Annotated in this window: 19 protein-coding genes and 1 riboswitch; of the genes, 2 read left to right on the top strand and 17 right to left on the bottom strand. The window is 39.0% G+C overall.

Translation table 11 applies throughout. The features are described 5' to 3' along the window. Positions 1-5: 5 nt before the first annotated feature. From AC2YJL_RS19695 to nei, 8 genes are all read right to left on the bottom strand, one after another. A complete protein-coding gene (locus tag AC2YJL_RS19695) occupies positions 6-1283 on the bottom strand; it encodes an acetylornithine deacetylase (RefSeq protein ID WP_251567237.1) in 1278 nt (425 codons plus the stop codon). 114 nt (positions 1284-1397) lie between these two features. After that, a riboswitch (TPP riboswitch) is annotated at positions 1398-1500 on the bottom strand. Between the two features lie 219 nt (positions 1501-1719). Next, positions 1720-2730 carry a MupG family TIM beta-alpha barrel fold protein gene (locus AC2YJL_RS19690; protein ID WP_251567235.1) on the bottom strand — a complete coding sequence of 337 codons (1011 nt, stop codon included), beginning with the start codon at positions 2728-2730 and terminating at the stop codon, positions 1720-1722. Further along, positions 2727-4088, bottom strand: a complete 1362-nt coding sequence (locus tag AC2YJL_RS19685) for a PTS transporter subunit EIIC (protein WP_251567233.1) — start codon at positions 4086-4088, stop codon at positions 2727-2729. Before AC2YJL_RS19685 ends, AC2YJL_RS19690 begins: the two co-directional genes overlap by 4 nt. 89 nt (positions 4089-4177) lie before the next feature. Continuing rightward, entirely contained in the window at positions 4178-5032 is an 855-nt protein-coding gene (locus AC2YJL_RS19680) for a MurR/RpiR family transcriptional regulator (RefSeq protein WP_251567231.1), read from the bottom strand. 12 nt (positions 5033-5044) lie between these two features. Further along, the gene (gene murQ, locus AC2YJL_RS19675) at positions 5045-5950 is read right to left on the bottom strand and encodes an N-acetylmuramic acid 6-phosphate etherase (RefSeq protein WP_251567230.1); all 906 of its coding nucleotides are present in this window, start codon (positions 5948-5950) and stop codon (positions 5045-5047) included. Between the two features lie 156 nt (positions 5951-6106). After that, positions 6107-7486, bottom strand: coding sequence for a DUF6612 family protein (locus AC2YJL_RS19670; protein ID WP_230931850.1), 1380 nt, complete (start codon positions 7484-7486; stop codon positions 6107-6109). Between the two features lie 214 nt (positions 7487-7700). Next, positions 7701-8078 (bottom strand): FAS1-like dehydratase domain-containing protein, encoded by a 378-nt coding sequence (locus AC2YJL_RS19665; RefSeq protein WP_013055587.1) that lies wholly within the window; start codon positions 8076-8078, stop codon positions 7701-7703. Positions 8079-8183: 105 nt separating this feature from the next. Next, a complete protein-coding gene (gene nei, locus AC2YJL_RS19660) occupies positions 8184-9002 on the bottom strand; it encodes an endonuclease VIII (RefSeq protein WP_251567228.1) in 819 nt (272 codons plus the stop codon). Positions 9003-9251: 249 nt separating this feature from the next. Between nei and AC2YJL_RS19655 the strand changes: the two genes are divergently transcribed. Beyond that, on the top strand, positions 9252-10253 hold the full coding sequence (locus AC2YJL_RS19655) for a DUF3231 family protein (protein WP_071276682.1): 1002 nt from the start codon (positions 9252-9254) through the stop codon (positions 10251-10253). A 308-nt stretch (positions 10254-10561) separates the two neighbouring features. Here the strand turns inward: AC2YJL_RS19655 and AC2YJL_RS19650 are convergent, their stop codons facing one another. From AC2YJL_RS19650 to AC2YJL_RS19610, 9 genes are all read right to left on the bottom strand, one after another. Then, positions 10562-11578 (bottom strand): FecCD family ABC transporter permease, encoded by a 1017-nt coding sequence (locus AC2YJL_RS19650; protein ID WP_013081899.1) that lies wholly within the window; start codon positions 11576-11578, stop codon positions 10562-10564. Positions 11579-11583: 5 nt separating this feature from the next. Continuing rightward, on the bottom strand, positions 11584-12618 hold the full coding sequence (locus tag AC2YJL_RS19645; protein WP_251567226.1) for a FecCD family ABC transporter permease: 1035 nt from the start codon (positions 12616-12618) through the stop codon (positions 11584-11586). Positions 12619-12697: 79 nt separating this feature from the next. Continuing rightward, a complete protein-coding gene (locus tag AC2YJL_RS19640; protein WP_195695267.1) occupies positions 12698-13642 on the bottom strand; it encodes an ABC transporter substrate-binding protein in 945 nt (314 codons plus the stop codon). A gap of 173 nt (positions 13643-13815) precedes the next feature. Beyond that, entirely contained in the window at positions 13816-14475 is a 660-nt protein-coding gene (locus tag AC2YJL_RS19635; protein ID WP_014461428.1) for an HAD family hydrolase, read from the bottom strand. 113 nt (positions 14476-14588) lie between these two features. Then, the gene (locus AC2YJL_RS19630) at positions 14589-15968 is read right to left on the bottom strand and encodes an APC family permease (protein ID WP_251567224.1); all 1380 of its coding nucleotides are present in this window, start codon (positions 15966-15968) and stop codon (positions 14589-14591) included. 300 nt (positions 15969-16268) lie between these two features. Continuing rightward, a complete protein-coding gene (gene speB / locus AC2YJL_RS19625) occupies positions 16269-17225 on the bottom strand; it encodes an agmatinase (protein ID WP_251567222.1) in 957 nt (318 codons plus the stop codon). A 122-nt stretch (positions 17226-17347) separates the two neighbouring features. Further along, positions 17348-18724, bottom strand: a complete 1377-nt coding sequence (locus AC2YJL_RS19620; RefSeq protein ID WP_230931845.1) for a putrescine aminotransferase — start codon at positions 18722-18724, stop codon at positions 17348-17350. A gap of 25 nt (positions 18725-18749) precedes the next feature. Next, positions 18750-20237: an aldehyde dehydrogenase family protein gene (locus tag AC2YJL_RS19615; protein ID WP_251567220.1), complete on the bottom strand. Its 1488-nt coding sequence runs from the start codon at positions 20235-20237 to the stop codon at positions 18750-18752. 133 nt (positions 20238-20370) lie between these two features. Next, positions 20371-20958, bottom strand: a complete 588-nt coding sequence (locus tag AC2YJL_RS19610) for a TetR/AcrR family transcriptional regulator (protein ID WP_082178459.1) — start codon at positions 20956-20958, stop codon at positions 20371-20373. 595 nt (positions 20959-21553) lie between these two features. On the opposite strand from AC2YJL_RS19610, the gene AC2YJL_RS19605 reads away from it, so the two are divergent. After that, the gene (locus AC2YJL_RS19605) at positions 21554-22417 is read left to right on the top strand and encodes a glycine betaine ABC transporter substrate-binding protein (RefSeq protein ID WP_251567218.1); all 864 of its coding nucleotides are present in this window, start codon (positions 21554-21556) and stop codon (positions 22415-22417) included. Positions 22418-22422: the final 5 nt, after the last annotated feature.

Genomic DNA, 22422 nt, shown 5'->3' with positions numbered 1-22422 from the left:
GATGATCACTCCTTATGCGTATGCAGCCACGTATAAATGAACTGCACCATCACTTTTGTATATTGAACAAGCTGATTTATATCTAATTGTTCGTTCACAGCATGTGCATTTGCTAAATTTCCCGGACCGTAAATAGCGGCCGGAATCCCCGCATCAGCTAGCCATCCCCCATCTGTTACGCTAGTTGACACATCAATTGGAGGTTTTTTCCCTTCTATTTGTTCATGAGTATTTGCAAGCAGCTGTACTCCAGCATGATTTTCATCAATTTCTAATGAGGGGAAGATTTCTCCTCTGTCTTCAATCATTGACGTGCCTCCCCATTCAAAGGTTGGCAGATTATCTTTTAACCATGGATCTGCTTTTGCAATAGCTAAAATGTATTCTTCCACTTCTTTTGATACTTGATCGTATGATTCATTAGGATAATAGTGAACGGTGACCCACAGCCTGCATTCATCTGCAATAAAAGCAGCATGTCTTCCACCTTCGATCACTGCTGGATTAATCGTGTTTGTCCCTGGCAAAAACCCTGGATAGCTCTTTGTAACAGCCCAGTGGCGCTCCAATTCTTGCAGCCCTCCGATCACTTTTGCCATCTTCTCAATAGCACTCGCAGCTAACAGCCCTCCTCCAGCATGAATCATACTTCGGCGTGTACCGTCATGATAGGTTTTACTGCTTTTTATCGTAATCCAGCCCGTGATCACTCCGCCTTGACCTTGAATATGTAAATCACTCGTATCGGCAACAAGCGCAAAGTCAGCTGTATATCCTTTCTGACAGCATTGCAGCGTACCTGCCTCTCCCACTTCTTCTCCTACAACGGATTCAAAAATCAAGTCTCCCGGCAGTTCGATTTCTGCTTCTGTTAAAAGCTGAACTGCAAATAATGCTCCTGCCAAGCCGCCTTTCATATCAGCAACTCCGCGTCCGATTATCATGTTGTCTTTTACCACAGCTTCAAATGGATTTGTCTCCCACTTTTCATTTTCTTGTACCTCAGCTACATCCATATGCCCGTTAATAATTAAACTTTGATAGTCAGCTGATTTTTTTCCTTTTAACGTGCCCACTACAATAGGATCGTTGCAATATAAATCCCACATATCGATGGAAAAACCGCAGTTTTTAAGAAAATCCGCTACGTAGCGCTGCGCTTCATGAGAATTTCGTGCAGGAGGCGCTGGCGTTTTATATGAAACAAGCGTTTTTACTAACTGGATTAGCTCCCCTTTGCGATCCTCTACCTGTTTGACAAGCAAATCAATTGTTTCTTCCATGTATGACACCTTCCTTTACGCATAAAAAAACACTTCTTTCGCAGGAAAGAAGTGTTTTTGTTTATATACAAAAAATTATTATAACGAGTTCGTAAGGAAATACCATACAAAACATCCATTACAATACCTCTTTCCTACGCTAGTATTACCTAGTTCAGGTCATAAGGGTTAAGACTTCTCGTCTCTCTCAGCTTAGAAAGCACCCCTAGTGGCGTTGTATCTCTATAAAATTAAACGATTATCATATGTTTACCTGTAATAGTTTTATCATAGTAAAGCGTTTTATTCAATAGAAAGGTTCATGATTTAGCAATGAAAATAGTTTCCTTTTTAGTAAAATAAAAAGCACACACCTTTTTTCAGTAGTATGTGCTCTTTACTTTTATAAGCTTACTAGTTAGCTATCGGCTTCTTTAAAAATACACCGTTTTTCCATTCAGACAGGAATAAGCTCAAGTTTTTGCCTCGGTTTCACTAACGAAAGCAGCTCATGATCTTCTTCTATCACATACCCAATCACGTTCACATTCGCATTTGCAGGCAAATTCGTTTTAGCTATTTGAACCTCTCCTCTGTAACGTCCGTAGCCATCATTGTCCATTGTAATTGCTCCGATTCTGCGCTCGACTGTATGAAATGGCGGCACTGGTTTTACAGATCGAGTATCAACTAAACGCAGAGCGTCTCTTGATACATCTGGACGCACGCTGTACGTTCCCTCTATATGAGGTGAACGAATGCGCAGCGGAATAATGCTGCTTTCTTGATATTGAACTAAACGCTTTAATAAACTTGAACCGACGCATGAATCTCCAATATAAACCTCCGCTACTCCGCAGCCGTATAAATCCACTGCAGAGGTAAAAGGGCATCTATTACGGTCTTTTTCTCTAGTAGGAAGACCTTGATAAATAGGGCCTCTCTTTTCGCCTTCCCCAGGAATATAAGCGCAGACTGGGATACGAAGTTCATTAAATAAATCTGTCTGCTTTTGAAAAAATGTTTCTTCAAGCCCTGTTTCAGGTCGAGGATAAAAATTATGCCATGCAAGCAGCTGATGATGATGAAGACCTGCACATAAGAGTGCTTCAATTTCTTGTGTGGATAACGTACTTGCATTAACAGCAATATAAAATTCATTCGCAAGCGAAAGAGTTTCTGCTGTGCTAAACCCATCGTCTAGTCTAATACCAGATACGCCAAGTGAAGATAGCGACATAAGGCTTTCAATACCTAAATGAACCGGCGTATGCTTGGATACGTCTGCATACACGCTTATTCCACAATCTCTAGCCACATGAAGCAGTTCTTTTGCCCGTTCAGCCAAATCTCCTTTTTCCTCTGGAATGTGAAGCGAAGTGAATGCATGTGTGACGCCGCACTCACTTGCTTCTATTAATCTTTTTTTAGCATCACTATCATTTAAATAAAACGAAATGCCAATCATTCAAACTCTCTCGCCATTTCATCGTTGAATCCAAAGAAATACGTACAAACAAAGCCGGCTGCGTAAGCAACAACTAACCCGAGTAAATAAAGAAGAATTTGATGCGCATGAACTAAAAACGTAAGCGGCAAACCTGAGACTCCCACTGCTACAGTCGCAATATGAAAGTGCGCCTGAAACGCTCCGCCGATTCCAGCTCCAATACAAGCGGTTAAAAAGGGGCGTCCTAAAGGAAGTGTGACTCCAAAAATAAGCGGCTCTCCAATTCCAAGCAGCCCTGAAGGAAGAGCGCCTCCAATTGCTCGCTTTAAACGCTTTTTCTTTGTTTTGATATAGATAGCAAAAGCTGCACCGACCTGACCGGCTCCGCCCATTGCTAGTATAGGAAGAAGCGGATCATCTCCAATTGAATTGATAAGCTCTAAATGAACAGGAGTAAGACCTTGATGCAGTCCTGTAATGACGAGCGGTAAAAATGTTGCTCCTAAAATAAAGCCTGCTACAACTCCTCCAACCTCTAAAACTCCTAAAAGGCCTTTTGTGATTCCGTCTGAAATCAAGCCGCCGATTGGCATGAATACTACATACGTAATAATGCCTGTAATTAACACCGTAACGGTTGGTGTAATAATAATATCCAGTGACTGAGGGACAAATTTACGCACTCGTTTTTCCACTACGGCCATAAAGATTGCTGCAAGCAACACGCCAATTAAGCCACCCCGACCCGGCAAAAGTGCTTCACCAAAAAGTTTAATATCAGCTACGGCAGGATTAATGACTAAAATACCTGCTAAGCCCCCTAAAGCCGGCGAACCACCAAATTCTTTTGCCGCATTAATACCTACTAAAATACCAAGATAAGCAAATAAGCCGCTTCCGATAACGGTTAAAAGAATAGCAATCTGTGAATCTGCAGGAAGCCACTTCGCTTGAACTGCTGCTTTTGTCACTCCGGTGATAAGTCCAGATGCTACAAGAGCAGGTATTAACGGAATAAAAATACTTGCAATTCGGCGAAGCAAGAGCTTAAACGGAGTTGCATTTTTTTCTTTCAGCTCCGATTTCCGCTGAGCCGCACGATTTTCTAAATTAATACCGCCAGATTCATCAATTAACTTTCCAAACTCCTCTGTTACTTTGTTTACTTTTCCAGGACCAATAATGATTTGCAGCGTTTCTTCTTCCACTAATCCGAGTACGCCTTCAAGCTTTCGTATATCTGCCTTTTTTACAATTGAATCATCTTTTACAGTCACGCGCAGCCGCGTCATACAATGCGTATACGCTTCAATATTTGATGCTCCCCCAAGCATCTCCAAAATAACCTTTGCTAATTGATGATTATCTAAAGACATGTTAATCCCCCTTTGTATTTTCCTCTTAGATGGATACGGTACTGAGGAAACAGACCACAAAATCCCCTTTTTGTAATCGCTTTCTTTTTTTATTTCTTAGTTTTCAAAAACTGAATAGCATCCCTTGTTTTATCAATATACTCAATCGTTTGGTCATACTGCTGCGCTGCAATACTTAAAAATAGTATATCAATCACATAAAGCTGGGCTAAACGAGACGATGTAGCTGCGCTTCGAAACGGCGCTTCTTGAGAATAAGACGTATACAAACAGATATCTGCTAAAGACGAAACGGTAGACTGTCCGTATTTGGTTAAGCTAATCGTCTTTACTCCGCGATTTTTAGCTAAAGATAAGACGTTGCTTACTTCAGGAGTCTCTCCTGAAAAAGAGATGCCCACAACTACATCGTCTTTACTTGCATTTGCGATGAGTGTAGCTGCTAAATGGCTATCTGCAAAAGCCGTGGCATTTTTATTAATTCGAAGAAATTTTTGCTGCGCATCCATAGCAATAATATGTGAAGCACCGATTCCAAAAAAATGAATGTTTTTAGCTTCAATCAGCGCTAAAACAGCCCGCTCTGCTTCTTTATAATTCACAAGCTCGGCCGTATCACTTAGACTTTGAATGCTGTTGCTTGCCGTTTTTTTGACAATAGATTGAATCGTTTCATTTGTTTCAATATCCCGGTATCCTTGCTCCGTATCTCTAGCTAAATCACCGGCTACTCTTACCTTTAATTCTTGAAACCCGCTAACTCCGATAGATTTACACAAACGAATAACAGCAGCACTGCTCGCATTCGCTAGTCTACCTAATTCTCCAGCCGTACTGTTTACCACAGTATGCGGGTTGTTTAAAATATATTCAGCAATTTTCCTCTCCGAATCAGGAAGCTTAGCCACCGTGTTTTTAATCATTGTTAATCCGCCTGTTGACATCGTTTCTCTCCTTTATACGTAATGTTCAATCGCTTTTCTCACATAACCGCCCGCATTATTCAGCAACATCTTCGCGGTGTCATAATTTTCATTTGTTTTGATCATAACCACTGCTGTTTTTACCTCATTATTTGCTTCTTCAAGCGTTTGACTTGCTTGCTCATAAGAAACACCTGTAATTTTACAAATAATACCTATCGCCCGTTCTTTAAGCTTTTCATTACTCACACGAACATCTATCATTAAGTTTTCATACGCTTTTCCTACTTTGATCATAGCCGCGGTAGAAATCATGTTGAGAATCATTTTATGAGCGCTTGCTGCTTTTAACCTTGTAGAACCTGTTAGCACTTCCGGACCTACTACCACCTCGATACTATGGTCCGCTTCTTTTCCAATAAGAGAATGACCATTGCAAGACAGCGCCACCGTTTTAGCTTTTACAGATTTTGCATATCTTAATGCACCAATCACATAAGGAGTGCGTCCGCTTGCAGCAATTCCAATGACTGTGTCTCGTTCATTCAAATAAATTTTTTGTAAATCTGCTGCTCCCAATTCTTCTTTATCTTCAGCACCTTCAACTGCTTTAACAAATGCTTTTTCTCCTCCAGCCATCAATCCCTGTACCTGATCGGGATTGGTACTGAAAGTAGGCGGGCATTCAACAGCATCCAATACTCCCAGCCTTCCGCTTGTTCCCGCTCCGACATAAATAAGCCGGCCTTCCTTTTGAAACGATTCACTTACAAATTCAACTGCCACCGCTACGTCTGGAAGTACTTTTTGTACAGCCAGCGCCACTTTTTGATCTTCTTTATTCATTATGTTTAGAATTTCTTTTGTACTAGCTGTATCGATCTTTGTTGTCTGCTCATTTTGAGACTCCGTTGTTAATAACGTAAGCTGTTCATTCATCTTTTTTGGCTCCTTTTTCATCTTGTAGTGACTTTATGGTTATTATAGTTCGATTGAAATATAATTTCAATTATTTATTTTTATGTTTGAAATTATATTTTAAATGAGACATAAAAAAAGATTTCAGGCATATATCCGAAATCTTTTTTTGTCTATCTATGATTGCTGAGCAAATGTTAACAGATACTCATCTTGCATTAAAACTTCGTAATCTTTTTCACCATTTCTTACGACGTGTACAGGGACTGTTTTTGCTGGAAGTAATTCAACTGGCTCACGATAGCGTTTTGCTACTCCGTTAATAAGTTCGTTGACTAACTGCTCGTTACTCAGCTCACCCGCCTGGTATTTTTCCGCAAGTGGTGTCATGACTTCCGCTAATACACTTGCATCGTTAAATCCTTGAATTTCGACTTGTACGACGTACGCATCATCTTCATCACTATACGCTGCATCTTTAATTTTATATTTTGTAGATGAAAGAGCTTGTAGAAAAGCGCTGCTTACTTCGTTTAACTGCTCATCGGTTATGTTTGAGCTCAATGATGATAAAGCACCTTTAAAATTCGTTTCAAAAAACTCTACAAACGAACTCTTTTGGAACTCCCCTTTTTCTTCTACCTGTTTCTTATCTTGCTGATTCGGATGTTTAGCAACAAATTGATCTGTATTTTGATAAACAGTTGCTTGAATTAAAGCGTCCACGTATTGTCCCGCTTCCTTGGCATAGGCAGCTTGCTTTTCTTTACTTGGCGTTTCAGTGCCGCTATCTTTAGAAGCAGCAGCGGCTTTCGCTTCCACTTTTGGTTTTGTTACATTGTCTAATTGGTTATATGTATACGTATACGTTTGCTTAGACTTTGAGTTTTCTGTTTTTCCGTCTACTTTAACTGAATACGACTGATTTTTTACTACTTTCTTTATTTGCTTCGTTTCTTTATCAATTGTCACAACAAGCGAAAAATCTTTTCCTTTAATTTGGTCAAGGTCTACAGCAGTATCGCTGCCTTGATTTGTTATTTTATAATAAGCTTTAGCATCACCTGCTATAATTTTTTGCTTTTTGTCCTTGCCTCCGTTAAATGTTAATACATACTCTTTGTCTTTTTCGGTGACGTCAAATTCATTTGGAAGGTTTTTATCATATTTTTGATAGTAGCGTATTGGATTTTGTTGAAGCTCCATAGCGTTATTAATTAAAGCCGCAACGTACTTTTTTTCTTCTCCCTGTACTTTTGTGCTTTCTTCTCCAGCCACAGCTAACGTTTCATCACCATCATGATACATCTTCAATTCTTCGCCGTTCATTTTTGTGTTAATGTAACCTGCTTTACTTTTAAAATCAAACTCTTGTACTCCATTTACTTGGTAATCAGAGGCTCCTTCTTCTTTTCCAGTGACCTTCACTTGAACATTTTTCACCTTTTCTTGCGCTTCTTTCACGTCACCCGTTAATTCCTCTGAAGACGGCATCCCACATGCCGAAAGCAATAGAGCGAATGATAGTGCTAAGCTGGTATTCATTATTTTTTTCATATAAGAAACTCCTTTTTAAATATTTTTCCAAAAATAAGAATCTATGTACTTAGTAAATACACAATTTTACCATTTATAAAACCCAACTTTACTAAATTACCATATTTACATTTAAATGGTAACTAACAAAAGAAGGAAATTGCACAATAAAAAAGTCACGAATCCGTGACTTTTTTAACAACCTTCATAACTTATTTTTGTTAACGTTTTCATTTTAATCTCTAATAATTCCATTACTTGTCCCTATCAGTACTTCTTTACCTTGTTGATTTCGATATACTGATTTAATTTTCACTTTTTGAAAACCATCTGCTTTTTCTACTTCAGTTAATATGCATTCACAGGTAACTGTATCTCCTGCAAAAACTGGACGAAGAAATTCACTCACCATTTCTCTTGCAATGTAGTTTAAGTCTCCTCCTATTTTTGTTCCAATACTAGCAGTCATAAGTCCATGTACCATTAGCCGCCCTTTTTCGTCACGTTCTATATGATGTTTGCCCCGGTCTCCAGTCATCTCCGCAAACTGCATGATTTCTTCCTCTTGAAACGTTCTTTGCCACGTAAATGTATCTCCTGCTTTACATTCCATCTTATCCATCCCCTTAAGATTATGAATTTACTTTTTAACTATATCACAAAAATGAACATTCATTCATTTTATGTATCAAAAAAATAGCAGAATAAATATATCCTGCTATTTTTGACAAGTAGGACAGTAATAAAGCCTTCTAGAAGCAGCCTGCACTTTTAAGATAGGCGTGCCGTCAATTCGGCAAGTTTCTCCTTCACGGTTAAAAACCCAGTGGCGGTATGCAGAGCGCTTTTGCCCTTTCTTTTTTAACGTTTCAGCAAGCTTTACATTATTTGTAATGCCATCTGTTTCATAGGACTGTTTGACAAGAGAAATGGTTGCGTCAGCTGCCTTTTTAAGTTGTTCTTCCGTGCAGTCTACGGGACGAGCTGCAGGGTTAATTCCTGCTACAAATAGGATTTCACTGCGCAAGTAATTTCCAATCCCAGCTATAAAGCTTTGGTCTAACAGCAGCGACGCCCATTTTCTACGGTAAAATGGTTTAGAATAAAAACGATTTAAAAGCTCACCTGCCGTTACTTCTTCACTTAAGATATCAGGACCAACTCTTGATACAAAAGGATGAGCTGGAACTTCTTCATCACGCAATACTTCAATATCAGAAGCGCTATAAAGTAGGGCTGATTTTTTTTCATTATGAATCGCAAGGCGTAGCTGTCTGTTTGTAGATGGATAATTGTAAGATGAACGAACATACCATTTTCCATAAAGCTGATTATGTGAGTAGATGGTATAGCCGTTGTCAAAACGAATAAGCATAGCCTTTCCTTTTGTATCTACTCTTTTAATGCGAGCTCCTGTTAATACTTCTTCATAGTGCTGCAAAGATGGAAAAGCAAACCATATCTCGCTGACGGGAAGACCGATAATCGCTTTTTCCACTTCATCAGCTGCTCGTCTAATTTCTGGACCTTCTGGCATATAATGAAACTCCTTTCTTGCCTGACTTTCTTCATTTATTATTTCCGTTTTATTTCTGCTTTGCAAGAAAGAAGCGGTTGGGCTCTTCTTTTCCTAAAAGAACCTTTAAATTATGCATGACGGTTACTCTTATAGTAAAATGTTGATACCTTTTTTTACTTTCTATAGTGTTTATCTTACTTCCTTTGACTTATACTAGTTGATAACCTTTTAGAAACTTGTTAATTATCTATATATGAGGAGTTTATTATGAACAATCAATCATTTTCTCCACTATCAGCCGCCGAGATGGCTGTTATTTGGAAGCAATATATGAACGATAAAGCAATTTCTTGTATGCTCAAACATTTTCTGTGTCATGTAGACGATTTAGATATTCAAAAAGCGATTCAAGGTACACTGCATATCACAACAAAAAACAGTGATGCGCTCACTGCTATCTTTTTAAAAGAAAATATGCCAATTCCGCTTGGCTTTGGAGACGAAGACGTTGATGCTGAAGCACCAAAATTATTTTCGGATTCTTTTTATTTGCTTTATTTGAAGCATATTTCAAATGTCCTTCTGCTGTCAGCAACTACGGGTGTCGATGTTGCCGCAAGAAGTGATGTACGGTCTTTCTTTCGAAGCTTGCTGTTAAAAGCGGAAAAGCTTAACCAAACGATTACAGATTTGTTGTTAGAAAAACAAATCTTTATAGAGCTTCCTCCTATTCCTATTGCAGATGCGTCTGATATGAACGACAAAGAGCTTTTCTTAGGGAGCTATTTTGATGAAAAGCGGCCGTTAACCGTCATTGAAATTTCTCATATCGTGTCAAGCATACAGACAAACTTAATTGCAAAGGATTTAATTTTAGGGTTTGCTCAAATAGCTCCTTCTCAGGACATTCAAGCTTTTTTATTAAAGGGTAGAGAACTTGTGCAGCAGCATATTGAATCTCTGTCACAACCGCTAATGGTAGAAAACATACCTGTCACAATGAAGTGGGATTACGGAGTAGAAAAGTCTTCCGTTCCTCCATTTTCAGAAAAACTCATGATGTTTCACCTAGCTGCGATGATTACTGAAAATGTACGTGGATATGGGCTTGCGATGTCAACGAGCCCGCGTTTAGATCTCGCTTTAAACTATACAAACTTCACGACTGAAATTTTGGAATACGCCAAAGAAGTATCAAGAATAAGCATTGAACAAGGATGGCTAGAAGAGCCTCCGCATATTCCATTCCCAAAAATTCATTTGGAATAAAAATGAGATTGGGGCATAACGAAATGAACCCAATCTAAAGACGAGCAATGCGTTGGACTGCTTGTGACACCGCTGTTGATTTCCGTGCAAGGCTTGGCTTTCAGCGGGCGCCCGCTGAGCCTCCTCCTTGCTTCTCACCTGTTGCGCTTTTCCCGCAGGAGTCTTCGCCTTGCTCTACAAACAACAGCTAGAAGCACCTGCATATATGAAACCTACGTTCATTATGATTACAAAAAAACACGAACTATTCATCCATTTTTGATGGATAGTTCGTGTTTAACTTTAACTACACTACTTTTGTCACAGCCTCATTTTTTGGATTCTCTCCACAGTAAATAAAGAAAATACGGAGCGCCGATAATGCCAATGATTAATCCAGCCGGAATTTCAATCGGAGGAGCAATTCCTCTCCCGATTAAATCTGCTGCTAGTACAAACAAAGCGCCAAGCAAAGCGGCTGTAGGAATCAATTTTTTGTGTCTCGGTCCCACTAACCGTTTGGCCACATGAGGAATAATAAGTCCTACAAAGCCAATTGTGCCAACTACCGATACAACCGCAGCCGTCATTGCCACTGCGCTTGCCAGCAATACTAGACGAATTAACTCTACTCTAGCTCCTAGTCCTCGAGCCACTTCATCACCTAAATGAATTAAATCTAACCGGGCAGCTAACAGCCAAATCAGCGGTACTAATATAACGACCCAGGGAAGTAAACCAATTAATTGATCCCATGTTCTTCCCCATAAGCTGCCGCTCAGCCAAATCAGTGCCGCATTTACGTTTGGATTTGCTTTTGAAATTAACAAGTGAATACCGGATGAACAAAAAGCGCTCACTGCTACACCTATTAATGCAAATCGAATAGGTTCTACTCCTTTTTTATAAGCAAGCAAATAGACGATTACAAAGACAAGCGAGCCTCCTGCAAACGCAGCGACGGATAAAACAGATGGGCTTGCTAAAGGCAGTAAAATAGTGACTGCAACAGCTGCTAATCCTGATCCGCTTGATAGACCTAATGTATCTGGGCTAGCGAGTGGATTTCTCATAATGGACTGTACGACGACTCCGGACACAGCTAGGCCGACTCCCGTTAAAATAGCCAGCAAAATACGAGGCAGACGAAATTCTACTAAAATGGACGTCAAGTCAGGATCGCCAATACCAATAAAAGACGTAATAATGTCTAGAGGAGGTATGTTAATGTCTCCTAAGCTAAGGCTTATCACACTCAGCGCTATAATTAAGACAGAAAGAATGATAAACAGGCCGACAGACTTGAATCGAGATGGCTGCTTTTTTGTTTTATTGACCGTCTGCATATAACTCATGCCTTCCTTTCTGTTTTTTTACGTCTCGCTAAGTAAATAAAGTACGGCGTTCCGAGCAACGCTGTTACTGCACCTACAGGAGTCTCATACGGGTATGTAATAAATCGTGATAGTACGTCTGCTAACAGCAATAAAGATGCACCAAGCAGCGCGCTCATTGGCAAAACGCCCCGGTAATCTACACCTATTAAATAGCGTACCATATGAGGAACAACAAGCCCTACAAAGCCAATGGGACCGGCAATTGCCACCGAAACACCTGCTAATACAATCACAACAACTGCCGTGAACGCTCTAATAGCAAAGACGCGCTGCCCAAGTCCTCTAGCTACGTCATCTCCTAAAGACAATAAAGAAGACGCTCTTCCCAGACCAAACGCAATAAGCAGGCCCGCGATGCTAAAAGGAACCAATACATGAACATGTCCCCAATCTCGCCCAATAACTGAACCGGTGAGCCAGAACATAACGCCTTCTGTTTTGCTTTCATTAAAAATCAGCAGCGTTTGCGTGAGAGACATAAGCATACCTTGTATAGCAACACCTGTTAAAGCAAGCTTTACATCACTGTCGCCTCCTTTAATCAACGAACTCATCACATAAACAATAACAGCGGCAAATGCGCCTCCTAAAAATGCACCAAATACCCCGCCAATCATGCTTACACCAGGCACTAAAACCGTTAAAAATACCATTGCCGCTGATGCGCCTGCATTAATACCAAAAATACCAGGAGAAGCTAATGGATTTCTAGTTAATGCTTGCATCAACGCTCCTGCGACAGCCAAATTAGCGCCAACAAATGCCGTTACCAGTAAGCGAGGCAGACGGACAGTTTGAATAATAGACTGTTCTTTTGATCCGTCAAAATTTAGTATAGCTTGCTTAATCGTTCCAAAAGAAATATGTATAGAACCGATGGAAATAGATAAAAACATTGAAATCAGTAAAAGAATAATAACCGCAAGAAAAATAGCTATTATACGAAGCGGAGATTTGTTTCTTTTGGATAAGCCGTGAACAGCTTTCATAGTAGACTGCGCCTCCTTTCATTTGAAAGTTCATTAAAAAGAAAAAAACAATCCCGCTGGATTGTTCTTTTCTTCGTTATTATTTGCCTTCAAATAATAACTTTTCTGCTTCATCTGCAATACCATTTGCACCTTGTACACTTCGGCGAAGAGACCATTTAAATACATCAACTTCATACACTTGATTATTTTTAACCGCTTTTAGCTCTTTCCATAATGGCTGTTTTGCTAAAGGCGTATGACCTTTTTCATTTCGCATAACAATGAGTTTGTCCGGATCTGCTTTTACAAGCTGTTCCATTGTCATTTTTACACTGTACTCTTTTGTAGGATCTGTTAATGCATTTTTGAAGCCTAATTGCTCAAGAACACCCGTTGTAAAGAAATTTGAAGTTCTAGCATTAATATTACCATTTGCATCAGCGATAACAAGTACATTGCCCGGATTTTTTGGTGCTTTTTCTTTTAAATCCTTCATTTTTTGCTTATGCTCTTCTACCACTTTTTCAACTTTTGCTTTCTTGCCAACCGCTTCTCCTACTTTTAACTCTGTATTTAGTAAATCATCGTAATTAGCATTTAAGTTTTTCAACTCAATCGTTGGCGCAATTTTCGATAATTCTTTGTATACATTTTTATGACGTTCTGAATCGGCGATAATCAAATCGGGCTTCAGCAGTTTAATCGATTCCAAGCTTGGCTGCGCTCGCGTGCCAACTGATTTGTATCCTTTGATTTCTTTTAGTACATCTTTATCAATAAGCTGTTCTGCTTTATCATCATCAGCTACTCCTACAGGTTTGATACCAGCATCTAACAATGCATCAATAAAGCCTAACTCTAATACGACTACTCGCTTTGGATTCTCTTTTACCTTTGTCTCTCCAAGCTCATGCTTGACCACTCTTGTTTTTTCACTTTTTTCATCAGCTGAATTTTCCTTATTCGTGCTGCTGCAGCCGATAAGCATTCCGATTGCCAGCATTGTAATAAAAGCCAGCAGTCCTATTTTTTTCTTATTCAAATGTCATTCCTCCTGCTTGTATCTTTATGTAGATAATCGACTCTTGAAACTGATAATCGTTATCATTATATCAGTTTTATCTATTTAAACAAGCTGATTCGTTATTTTTTACTTAAAAAAATTATATCTATTCTATAAAAAAAGAAAGGACGCAGCAGGAGCGTCCTTTCTTTTTAATCTTCAATACAAAGATACTGAATCACTTCTTTTAAACTTTTCTCTTTCATCGATTCGATGTGTAAGTGATATCTTTCGAATGACAGATGTTTAGTTAACGGATTTGGTACAATCACACAGCGCAAGCCTGCTGCCATAGCAGCTTTCGCTCCATTAGAAGAATCTTCAAATGCTAAAGCTTCAGAGGGCTCTACTCCTAGCTTTTCAATTGCATTTCGGTAAAGAGCCGGATCTGGCTTCACTTTTTCTACATCATCGCGCGTTTGAATGACTTCAAAATAGTGCAGTAAATCTAGCTCTTTTAAAAATGCTGTTACCCAGTCTCGATATGAGCTGCTTGCTAAACCAATTTTTAATCCAAGTTCTTTTGCTTCTGCCAAGTACTCCGCTACACCTTCTCGGGCTACTAATGATTTCATTTTTTCTTGATGACGTCTTAACGATTCTTGAGCTAGTTCCTCTTTTGTGAACTCATTGTTAAACTGCTGAAGCAAGTAATCGTAAAGTGCCGTAGCATCCGTTCCCACATAAGAAGCAAACGTTGCAATCGGTAGATCTACTCCCCTGTCTTCTAACATTTCGCGGTATACCTCATACCACACTGATTCTGTATCAATAATTAATCCATCAAAATCAAACACAACTGCCTTAATCATAATTTACCTACCTTTTTCTATCTTATCGTTCTTACATAGTAACACGTTCAAAATACGTAATCCATAAATGTGGCTTCCTTAATAAGATAGGCTTAAACAGGTAGTTTCTATCCTTACTTTTCTCCGACTTTCATCAAAGGTGACATTTCCTCTGTTTCCTTAAACTCAATGGAAGACAGCTGCCTTCTAAAACCTTTCGTTGCATACACTAAATAAACTAAACCGGCAATCGCCCAGCCGATACCAAGTAAAAAGGAATTGCGCTCCAAGTTAAGCCATAAAACGCCAATCGCTGCTGCTCCTAACAGTGGCATAACAATGTATGACCAAAATCCCTTAGCCGACCGGTGCTGCTTTTGATGAACAGCATAGTGCGCAATAACCGAAATATTAACAAAAGAAAACGCAATGAGTGCTCCAAAATTAATAAATGACGTAGCTGTTGCTAGACTGAAGAAAATGGCACTTGCTGATACAACTCCGACTAATACAATATTTCGCGAAGGGGTGCGCAGCTTAGGATGAACATAACCAAAAAATGACTGAGGTAAAATTCGATCGCGTCCCATTACGTATAATAAACGCGAAACGCTTGCATGCGATGACATGCCTGATGATAATGTTCCTGAAATTCCTCCAGCTAAAAAGACAATTTGAAACAGCGTACCGCTCACATACATAGCAATTTCAGGAGCCGCAGCGTCTGGATGCTTGAATCCTTCTAACGTCGGGAAAACCGCTTGAATAAAATAAGATGTCACAGTAAACATGACTCCTCCAATTAACGCCACTAAAAAAATAGCTTGCGGAATCGTTTTTTTAGGATTAGGCGTTTCTTCTGATAACATAGCCACTGCATCAAATCCTAAATAGGAAAAACACATAAGTGTAGCTCCTGCTATTAGTCCTGATGAGGTCATGTTCTGATTAAAGAAAGGCTTCATAGAAAAAAGAGTCCCTTCTCCCATTCCTCCTAGCAAGGCTTTGATTGAAACAGCAACAAACAATACTAAAATCGTCATTTGAAATACAACAAGAAATGTATTGAAATTGGCGGTGAAATTAACGCTTCGTAGATTTAGCAGCGTAACGATAATGACGAAGCTGACAACCCAAATCCACGATGGTACCGAAGGAAAAATAGATGATAAATAAATTTGAAAAATAAGTGCGTTAACCATCGGTAAAAAGAGATAATCCATTAGTGCAGACCAGCCAACTAAGAATCCTAAATGTGGATTGATTGTCTTTTGCGTATATGTATAAGCTGACCCTGCATTTGGAAACACTTGAATCATCTTTTTGTAGCTTACTGCCGTGAGAAGCATCCCGACAAGGGCTATGATATAAGACGTAGGAACGTGTCCATTCGTCATATCAGACGCAATCCCAAACGTATCAAACACTACCATCGGAGTCATATATCCGATCCCCATTAATACAATCTGCCATAATTTCAACGACCTTTTTAATGTTACTGTTTCATGTTTCATTTATCTTCCCCCTTCACTTTATTAAGAACATTCTGACAATTTAATCCATAAATGCATATGATTTAATTTCTTTATATAAAAATGAATGACTTTCATTCATTTTTATATAAAGGGTTGTTACGTTTACTATAGCAAATATATGATTTATTTCTTTAAGTTGGTAAGGGTTGCTAACAAACTATCTTTTTCTTTTATCATATTATGAAAGCGCTTTATTTTAAATAGCTATATGTTCCTAATCTCCTGCTATATCAACGCAGAAATACCCTCTGAATGAGAGGGATTTCTGCTTACAAGCCATTATTCAATCGTCGTATCCAATGACTTTCTTTTCGTTCTCACTGCAACTAAACTAGCAAAATCATGAATGATTGTAGCTGCAAGCAACGAGGTTATCTGAGTTGGATCATAAGAAGGCAGCACTTCCACCAGGTCAAATCCAACATAGTTAAATTCTGTCAGAGAACGGATCATTTGCAGCGTTTCTCTGCTGCTGAATCCGCCTACTTCAAGCGTTCCTGTTCCTGGTGCACAAGAAGGATCAACAAAATCAATATCAAACGTTAAAAAGCACGGCGTATCTCCAATCGCTGTCTTCATTTGCTCTAAAACCACTGAAAATCCTTGATGTTCAAGCTCCCCTGCCGTTACTACATGATAACCGAGGTCTTTGCTTTCTTGAACATCTCCCGGATGATTTAATGTTCCACGGATACCAATTTGAAAGACCTTCTTTGAATCTACTAGCCCTTCTTCATATGCGCGTATAAAAGGAGATCCGTGCCAATATTTTTCATCATAATACGTATCCCACGTATCTGTATGAGAATCAAAATGAATCATAGCCACTGGGCCATATCTTTTAGCAGCAGCACGAAGGCTTGCTAAGGTAATCGAATGATCTCCTCCAATTCCAATTGGAACAATTCCTCTATCCATAAGAGTGCCTACCGCTTCTTCCATTAATTCATAGCTTCTGTGAATATTATGCGGAATAACGGGCACATCACCAATATCGATAGCATTTGTATCATCGAATGGATATACATTGTGTACCGGGTGATAAGGAAACAGCGTCATGGAAGCTTGGCGAATTGCCTGAGGTGCAAAGCGCGCACCTACTCTGAAAGATGCTGCCGTATCAAACGGCATCCCTACTAGCCCTACTTTTGCATTTCCTCTTTCCGCTGGAAGCCTCATAAATGAACCTGTTGTACAAAATTCTGGTTTGACATCTGGGGACAATGGATATTTCATGATTTACTCCTCCGTTTCGATAATTTCAGTTAGTCGCTAGGCATTTGTACTACTAAAATCATCGAAAGCAATACGGGAATAAGAAACGTTTGACGATTCATATTCATTGCTCCTTGTTACATTTATTGGTTACTTAGCTCATTTAATACTTTTTCAAATGTAGAAATGACTTGATCTACTTCTTCCGCTGAAATAGTCAACGGTGGCTCAATACGAATTGTTTTAGAGTTTACAAGCGTCCCAGCTACTAGAATTCCTTCATCAAACATACCTTTAGAAAGCGCGTAGCCAATTTCATCTTGGTGAAATTCAATTCCAATCATTAAACCTTGCCCTCTGATTTCAAGTACTTTATCTCCATGTTTTTCAGCAGCTTTCTTTAAACCAGCAAGGAAGTATTCCCCTAGCTCTTTCGCGCGGTTTGGCAGCTGTTCTTCAATCAACACGTTAATAGTTGCAATAGCCGCTGCGCAGGCAAGCGGGTTGCCTCCAAACGTTGTTGTGTGCATAAACGGATTATCAAAGAAGCTTGAAAACACTTTTTCTTTTGCTACAACCGCGCCAGCAGGCATAACTCCTCCTCCAAACGCTTTAGCAAGACATAAAATATCAGGTACAACACCGTATAGTTCTGATGCAAACATTTCACCGGTACGTCCCATGCCTGTTTGAACTTCATCAAAAATTAAGATAGCGTCGTACTCATCACATAGTGCACGCACTTCTTTTAAATAATTTTCAGGAGGAAGAATAATGCCGCCTTCTCCTTGAATTGGTTCTAATAAAACAGCTGCCACATCTTCCCCTACAAGCGCGCACGTTTCAAATGTTTTGCGCATCATGTCAATATCACCAAACGGCACGTGACGGAAACCTGGAATTAACGGCAGAAATGGTTTACGGAACATTCCTTTTGCCGTACCTGATAAAGAACCTAGACTTTTTCCATGAAAAGAACGTGTTGTGGAAATAAACGTTGTTCGATCACTATACATTTTCGCTAATTTTAAAGCGGCTTCTACACTTTCTGTTCCGCTGTTTGTGAAAAAGGAATACTTCAAATCCCCCGGTGTAATATCTGCTAAAATTTTCGCAAGCATCGCACGAAGTGGATCTAATAAGTCTTGGCTATGGAGCGCTTGACGCTGAAGCTGATCTTGAACAGCCTTGACTACTTTAGGATGACGGTGCCCCACGTTATAAATTCCAAATCCGCCCAAACAATCAATGTATTTCTTGCCGTTTACATCCGTAAAACAAGAGCCTTCATCTGACCATTCAACAGCTGCGAACTGCGTATCTACCGTTACTGTTTTGCGATATTCTAAAAAGCCCGGGTTGACATGCTCACGAAATCCGTCTACTGTTTCTTTCGTAATCCACTGCGCTTCTTCAGCTGACACTTCGCTTTTTTCAATAAGCCCCAATACTTTGTTGATATATTCGTTTACTTCACCATATGCTTTGTTTACCTCTTGATTTTTCGTCACTGTATTCATTTTAATATCGCTCCTTCTCTACTTTTTAATTTTTAAACCAGCCGATTGGCTCTACTTGTAAATTAATATTAATTTGTTTTACTTCTTGAAATTCTTCCAATCCAAACGTGCCCAGCCCTCGACCAATCCCGCTCTGCTTATATCCGCCCCAAGGCGCTTCGTTAAATGTAAAATGATACGTGTTTACCCAAGTGATGCCCGCACGCAGCTTTTTAATCACTCGAAGAGCTTTTGCGCCGTCGGTTGTAAACACACTGCCTGCCAAACCATATTCCGTATCATTTGCAAGCTTAATAGCTTCTTTTTCGTCTTTAAACGTTTGAATAACAACAACGGGTCCAAAGATTTCATCTTGCACAATTTTCATATTTGACGTAACGTTGCTAAAAACCGTAGGTTCTACAAAGAATCCTTTTTCCAATCCACTGCTGGTGATTCGATTGCCTCCGCATACAAGGTGAGCGCCTTCTTGCTTTCCAATTTCGATGTACTTTAATACTTTTTTCATATGTTCTTCACTTACAAGAGGGCCCATTTCAATCTCTTGTTTCATTCCATTTCCTACTTTAATTTTTTGAGCACGCTCTGCAAAACGTTCAATAAATTTCTCAGCGATGCTTTCTTCTACTAAAATACGAGAACCTGCAGCGCAAATTTGGCCGCTACCTGCAAAAATTCCAAATAAGGCATAATCTACAGCTGTTTCAAAATCAGCGTCAGCAAATATAATGTTCGGTGACTTTCCTCCAAGTTCTAAAGAGACTTTCGTTACATTCTCTGCTGCTTCACGCATAATGTGTTTTCCTGTTACCGTTCCACCTGTAAAGGAAATCTTATCAACACGCTTATCTTGAATAAGCGTATTTCCTACAGTATCTCCGGCTCCCATAACAAGGTTTGCTACTCCTTTTGGCAATCCTACGCTTTCTAAAATCTCAAAAAGTTTTGTAGGAGTAACCGGTGTCACTTCAGAAGGTTTAAATACAATCGTATTTCCTGCAGCTAAAGCAGGTGCAATTTTCCACACGCTCATCAACAGCGGATAATTCCAAGGTACAATCAGCCCGCACACCCCAATTGGTTCTTTTATAACCATTGCTTGCATAGGTGCAGGAACACTGTACGTTTGACCGTCTGGCTTTGTAATTAATCCAGCGTAATATCTAAAACAAGCAGCTGCGTCTTCCACATCAGCCTCAGCTTCGCGATAGGGCTTTCCGTTGTCCATTGTTTCGAGCGCTGCTAATTCCTCTTTCGCTTCCTCAAGCTTATCGGCAATTTTAAATAAGATAGCTGCTCTTTCAGATGCAGAAATCTCAGACCAAATTCCGCTGTCAAAGGCTTCCCGTGCAGCTGTAATCGCTGTTTTCATATCTTCCGCGCTGCCTTCTGCAGCATATCCAATTACTTCACCTGTTGCTGGGTTAACAGTAGGACGCTGCTTCTCTGCTTTTCTCCACTCTCCGTTTATATACATATTTAAAGTTAACGTTTTAACGGCTGTACGATCCATAAGATACCTCCTTGTTAAATAACGACTGATTGTCAGTCATTTTAATAGAAAAAACTTATATTTCTGATAATTTATTGTATATTTTGAATGAATGTCAGTCATTTTGATAGGTGTAATATCAGCAGTGCTAATATTACACGAAAGGCACAAGAGAACGCTTTAAGAATTGAAAAAGTTCTTCCTTTGATTGTTCAAGTGTGACATCTTGCTCTCGCCCGATATAAAAAAGTTCAGCAGCGTTTTCAATCAAGTTGATCATCGTTTTAGCTGTCCATTTAACGTTAAGCTGTTTGATGACTTCTTCTTTTTTCACAGCCTCATTTAATACCTCTTCAAACCAGTTGTAATAAGGTAAATAAATAGCTTCCCATGTTTCTAATGAATAGTCAAAAGCGAGCCCCGAATAGCATAAAACAAGAACATCTCTATATTCATCCGTTGTTTTATAAGTTTCGTCAATCATTACCTCTAATGTACTTAAAAAATTTGTTGCTGTTTTAGCTCTTTCTTTGATTTTGTCAAGCGATAAAGAAAGTAAGTTCTCTGCAATAGCAGGAACAAGGGCATTTTTAGATCTGAAATAAAGATAAAAAGTTCCTTGAGCTACACCTGCACGCTTCACAATGTCTGAAATTGACGTTTTATCAAGCCCCTTTTCAGATATAACTTCAATCGCCGCCTGTAAGATTTTATCGTATTTTTCACTTGTGCTTGTAACCAACTTTTTCCCTCCACCTATAAAATGAATGACTTTCATTCATTTTACTATAAGCAACGCAAATTATGCAAGATAAATTTTTCTGAATCTTTAAATTTAATTAAAAAATCGGCCGTGTGCCGGCTTCAAAAATATTTTTTTATTTTATCATTTTACCCTCGCTCTTTTTATATGTCTCAGTGTTATTTCTCTTCTTTTGACAATCCAAAATAAATGCTGATATAACGCTCTTTAAGCAACTATTCTTCTGAAAAAGTATCTTTATTAGAAAGATACTTTTCTGCGTTTATTTATAAAGCTTTATCGCCTAATTATCCTTCACTTAAAGTTGACGGAGTAAAAAAAAGAGTGGTAACATGTAAAACTGATTCTACAGTCACTTATTTCATCCATTTATTTCCCATATTTTCTCTTAACTACGATGTACATTTTTAGCTAAAAATAACTTTATAACGCCGAAAAATCACCCACTCTATTTCACATTTTATATTTTCTATGTTTACCACCTAAAAAAACCGGGTATACACTTCGTTGTGTTTAGCATCCGTTCTACATATCAGTCAGATTGATTTAAAACTTTATAAAGGAGTTACACTGCATGAAGAAACTATTGTTAATCAGCATGATTTGTTTTCTTCTAGTTATTACTTCAGCTTGCGGCAACGGTAACGGGACATTTAAAGATAAAAAAACCATTACCATCGGCATGAATAACTATACCGAAAACATCGCCTACACGTACGTGTGGAAACACATTTTAGAAGATCGAGGCTACAAGGTTAGAACTGTTTTCTTAGAGAAAGCTGGTGTTTGGGTAGGAACAGCTAATGACGATATTGATATTTCATTTGCACCATGGCTACCTACAACAGATGCGCCTTTTTACAAAAAATATAAAGATCAAGTGAACATCGAAGACCCTTGGCTTAAAAACGCGCGCTTAGGATTCGCAGTTCCCGCCTATATGAAAGATGTGAACACAACGGAAGACCTTGCTAAGGTTGCTTCTGATGTCGATAACAAAGTAATTGGAATTGACCCAGGCTCCAGTATTAATGGATTAGCCGAACAGGCGTTAAAAGATTATAACCTTAAAAGCTATACGCTTGTAAAATCGTCTGAGGCAGCTATGCTCAGTGAACTGCGCAAAGCCTATGATGCCAAAAAAACAATTGTTGTTACTATGTGGAATCCTCACTGGGCTTTTGCAGACTTTGATATCAAATACTTAAAAGATCCTAAAAATTCGTTTGGAGACCCTGACAACATTTACACAATGACAAGCAAGGAATTTAAAAAGACAAATCCTCAAGTCATAAAATGGATGAATAATGCACAGATGAATGATAAATTAATCAGTCCTCTTCTGTCACAAGTTGAAAAATCTTCGAATCCTGAAGAAGCAGCGCAAGAATGGGTAAACAAGCATAAAAAGCTAATCGACAGTTGGACAAAAGAGTAATGAAC

Source organism: Priestia sp. SRI_019, assembly GCF_057586255.1.
The sequence above is the reverse complement of the archived record's forward strand: the minus strand, read 5'-3'. Positions and strand labels throughout refer to the sequence as shown.

Bases quoted from the DNA above. Each gene is read 5' to 3' on its own strand.
- AC2YJL_RS19695 (WP_251567237.1), bottom strand. From the start codon at position 1,283: ATGGAAGAAACAATTGATTTGCTTGTCAAACAGGTAGAGGATCGCAAA.
- AC2YJL_RS19690 (WP_251567235.1), bottom strand. From the start codon at position 2,730: ATGATTGGCATTTCGTTTTATTTAAATGATAGTGATGCTAAAAAAAGA.
- AC2YJL_RS19685 (WP_251567233.1), bottom strand. From the start codon at position 4,088: ATGTCTTTAGATAATCATCAATTAGCAAAGGTTATTTTGGAGATGCTT.
- AC2YJL_RS19680 (WP_251567231.1), bottom strand. From the start codon at position 5,032: ATGTCAACAGGCGGATTAACAATGATTAAAAACACGGTGGCTAAGCTT.
- murQ (WP_251567230.1), bottom strand. From the start codon at position 5,950: ATGAATGAACAGCTTACGTTATTAACAACGGAGTCTCAAAATGAGCAG.
- AC2YJL_RS19670 (WP_230931850.1), bottom strand. From the start codon at position 7,486: ATGAAAAAAATAATGAATACCAGCTTAGCACTATCATTCGCTCTATTG.
- AC2YJL_RS19665 (WP_013055587.1), bottom strand. From the start codon at position 8,078: ATGGAATGTAAAGCAGGAGATACATTTACGTGGCAAAGAACGTTTCAA.
- nei (WP_251567228.1), bottom strand. From the start codon at position 9,002: ATGCCAGAAGGTCCAGAAATTAGACGAGCAGCTGATGAAGTGGAAAAA.
- AC2YJL_RS19655 (WP_071276682.1), top strand. From the start codon at position 9,252: ATGAACAATCAATCATTTTCTCCACTATCAGCCGCCGAGATGGCTGTT.
- AC2YJL_RS19650 (WP_013081899.1), bottom strand. From the start codon at position 11,578: ATGCAGACGGTCAATAAAACAAAAAAGCAGCCATCTCGATTCAAGTCT.
- AC2YJL_RS19645 (WP_251567226.1), bottom strand. From the start codon at position 12,618: ATGAAAGCTGTTCACGGCTTATCCAAAAGAAACAAATCTCCGCTTCGT.
- AC2YJL_RS19635 (WP_014461428.1), bottom strand. From the start codon at position 14,475: ATGATTAAGGCAGTTGTGTTTGATTTTGATGGATTAATTATTGATACA.
- AC2YJL_RS19630 (WP_251567224.1), bottom strand. From the start codon at position 15,968: ATGAAACATGAAACAGTAACATTAAAAAGGTCGTTGAAATTATGGCAG.
- speB (WP_251567222.1), bottom strand. From the start codon at position 17,225: ATGAAATATCCATTGTCCCCAGATGTCAAACCAGAATTTTGTACAACA.
- AC2YJL_RS19620 (WP_230931845.1), bottom strand. From the start codon at position 18,724: ATGAATACAGTGACGAAAAATCAAGAGGTAAACAAAGCATATGGTGAA.
- AC2YJL_RS19615 (WP_251567220.1), bottom strand. From the start codon at position 20,237: ATGGATCGTACAGCCGTTAAAACGTTAACTTTAAATATGTATATAAAC.
- AC2YJL_RS19605 (WP_251567218.1), top strand. From the start codon at position 21,554: ATGAAGAAACTATTGTTAATCAGCATGATTTGTTTTCTTCTAGTTATT.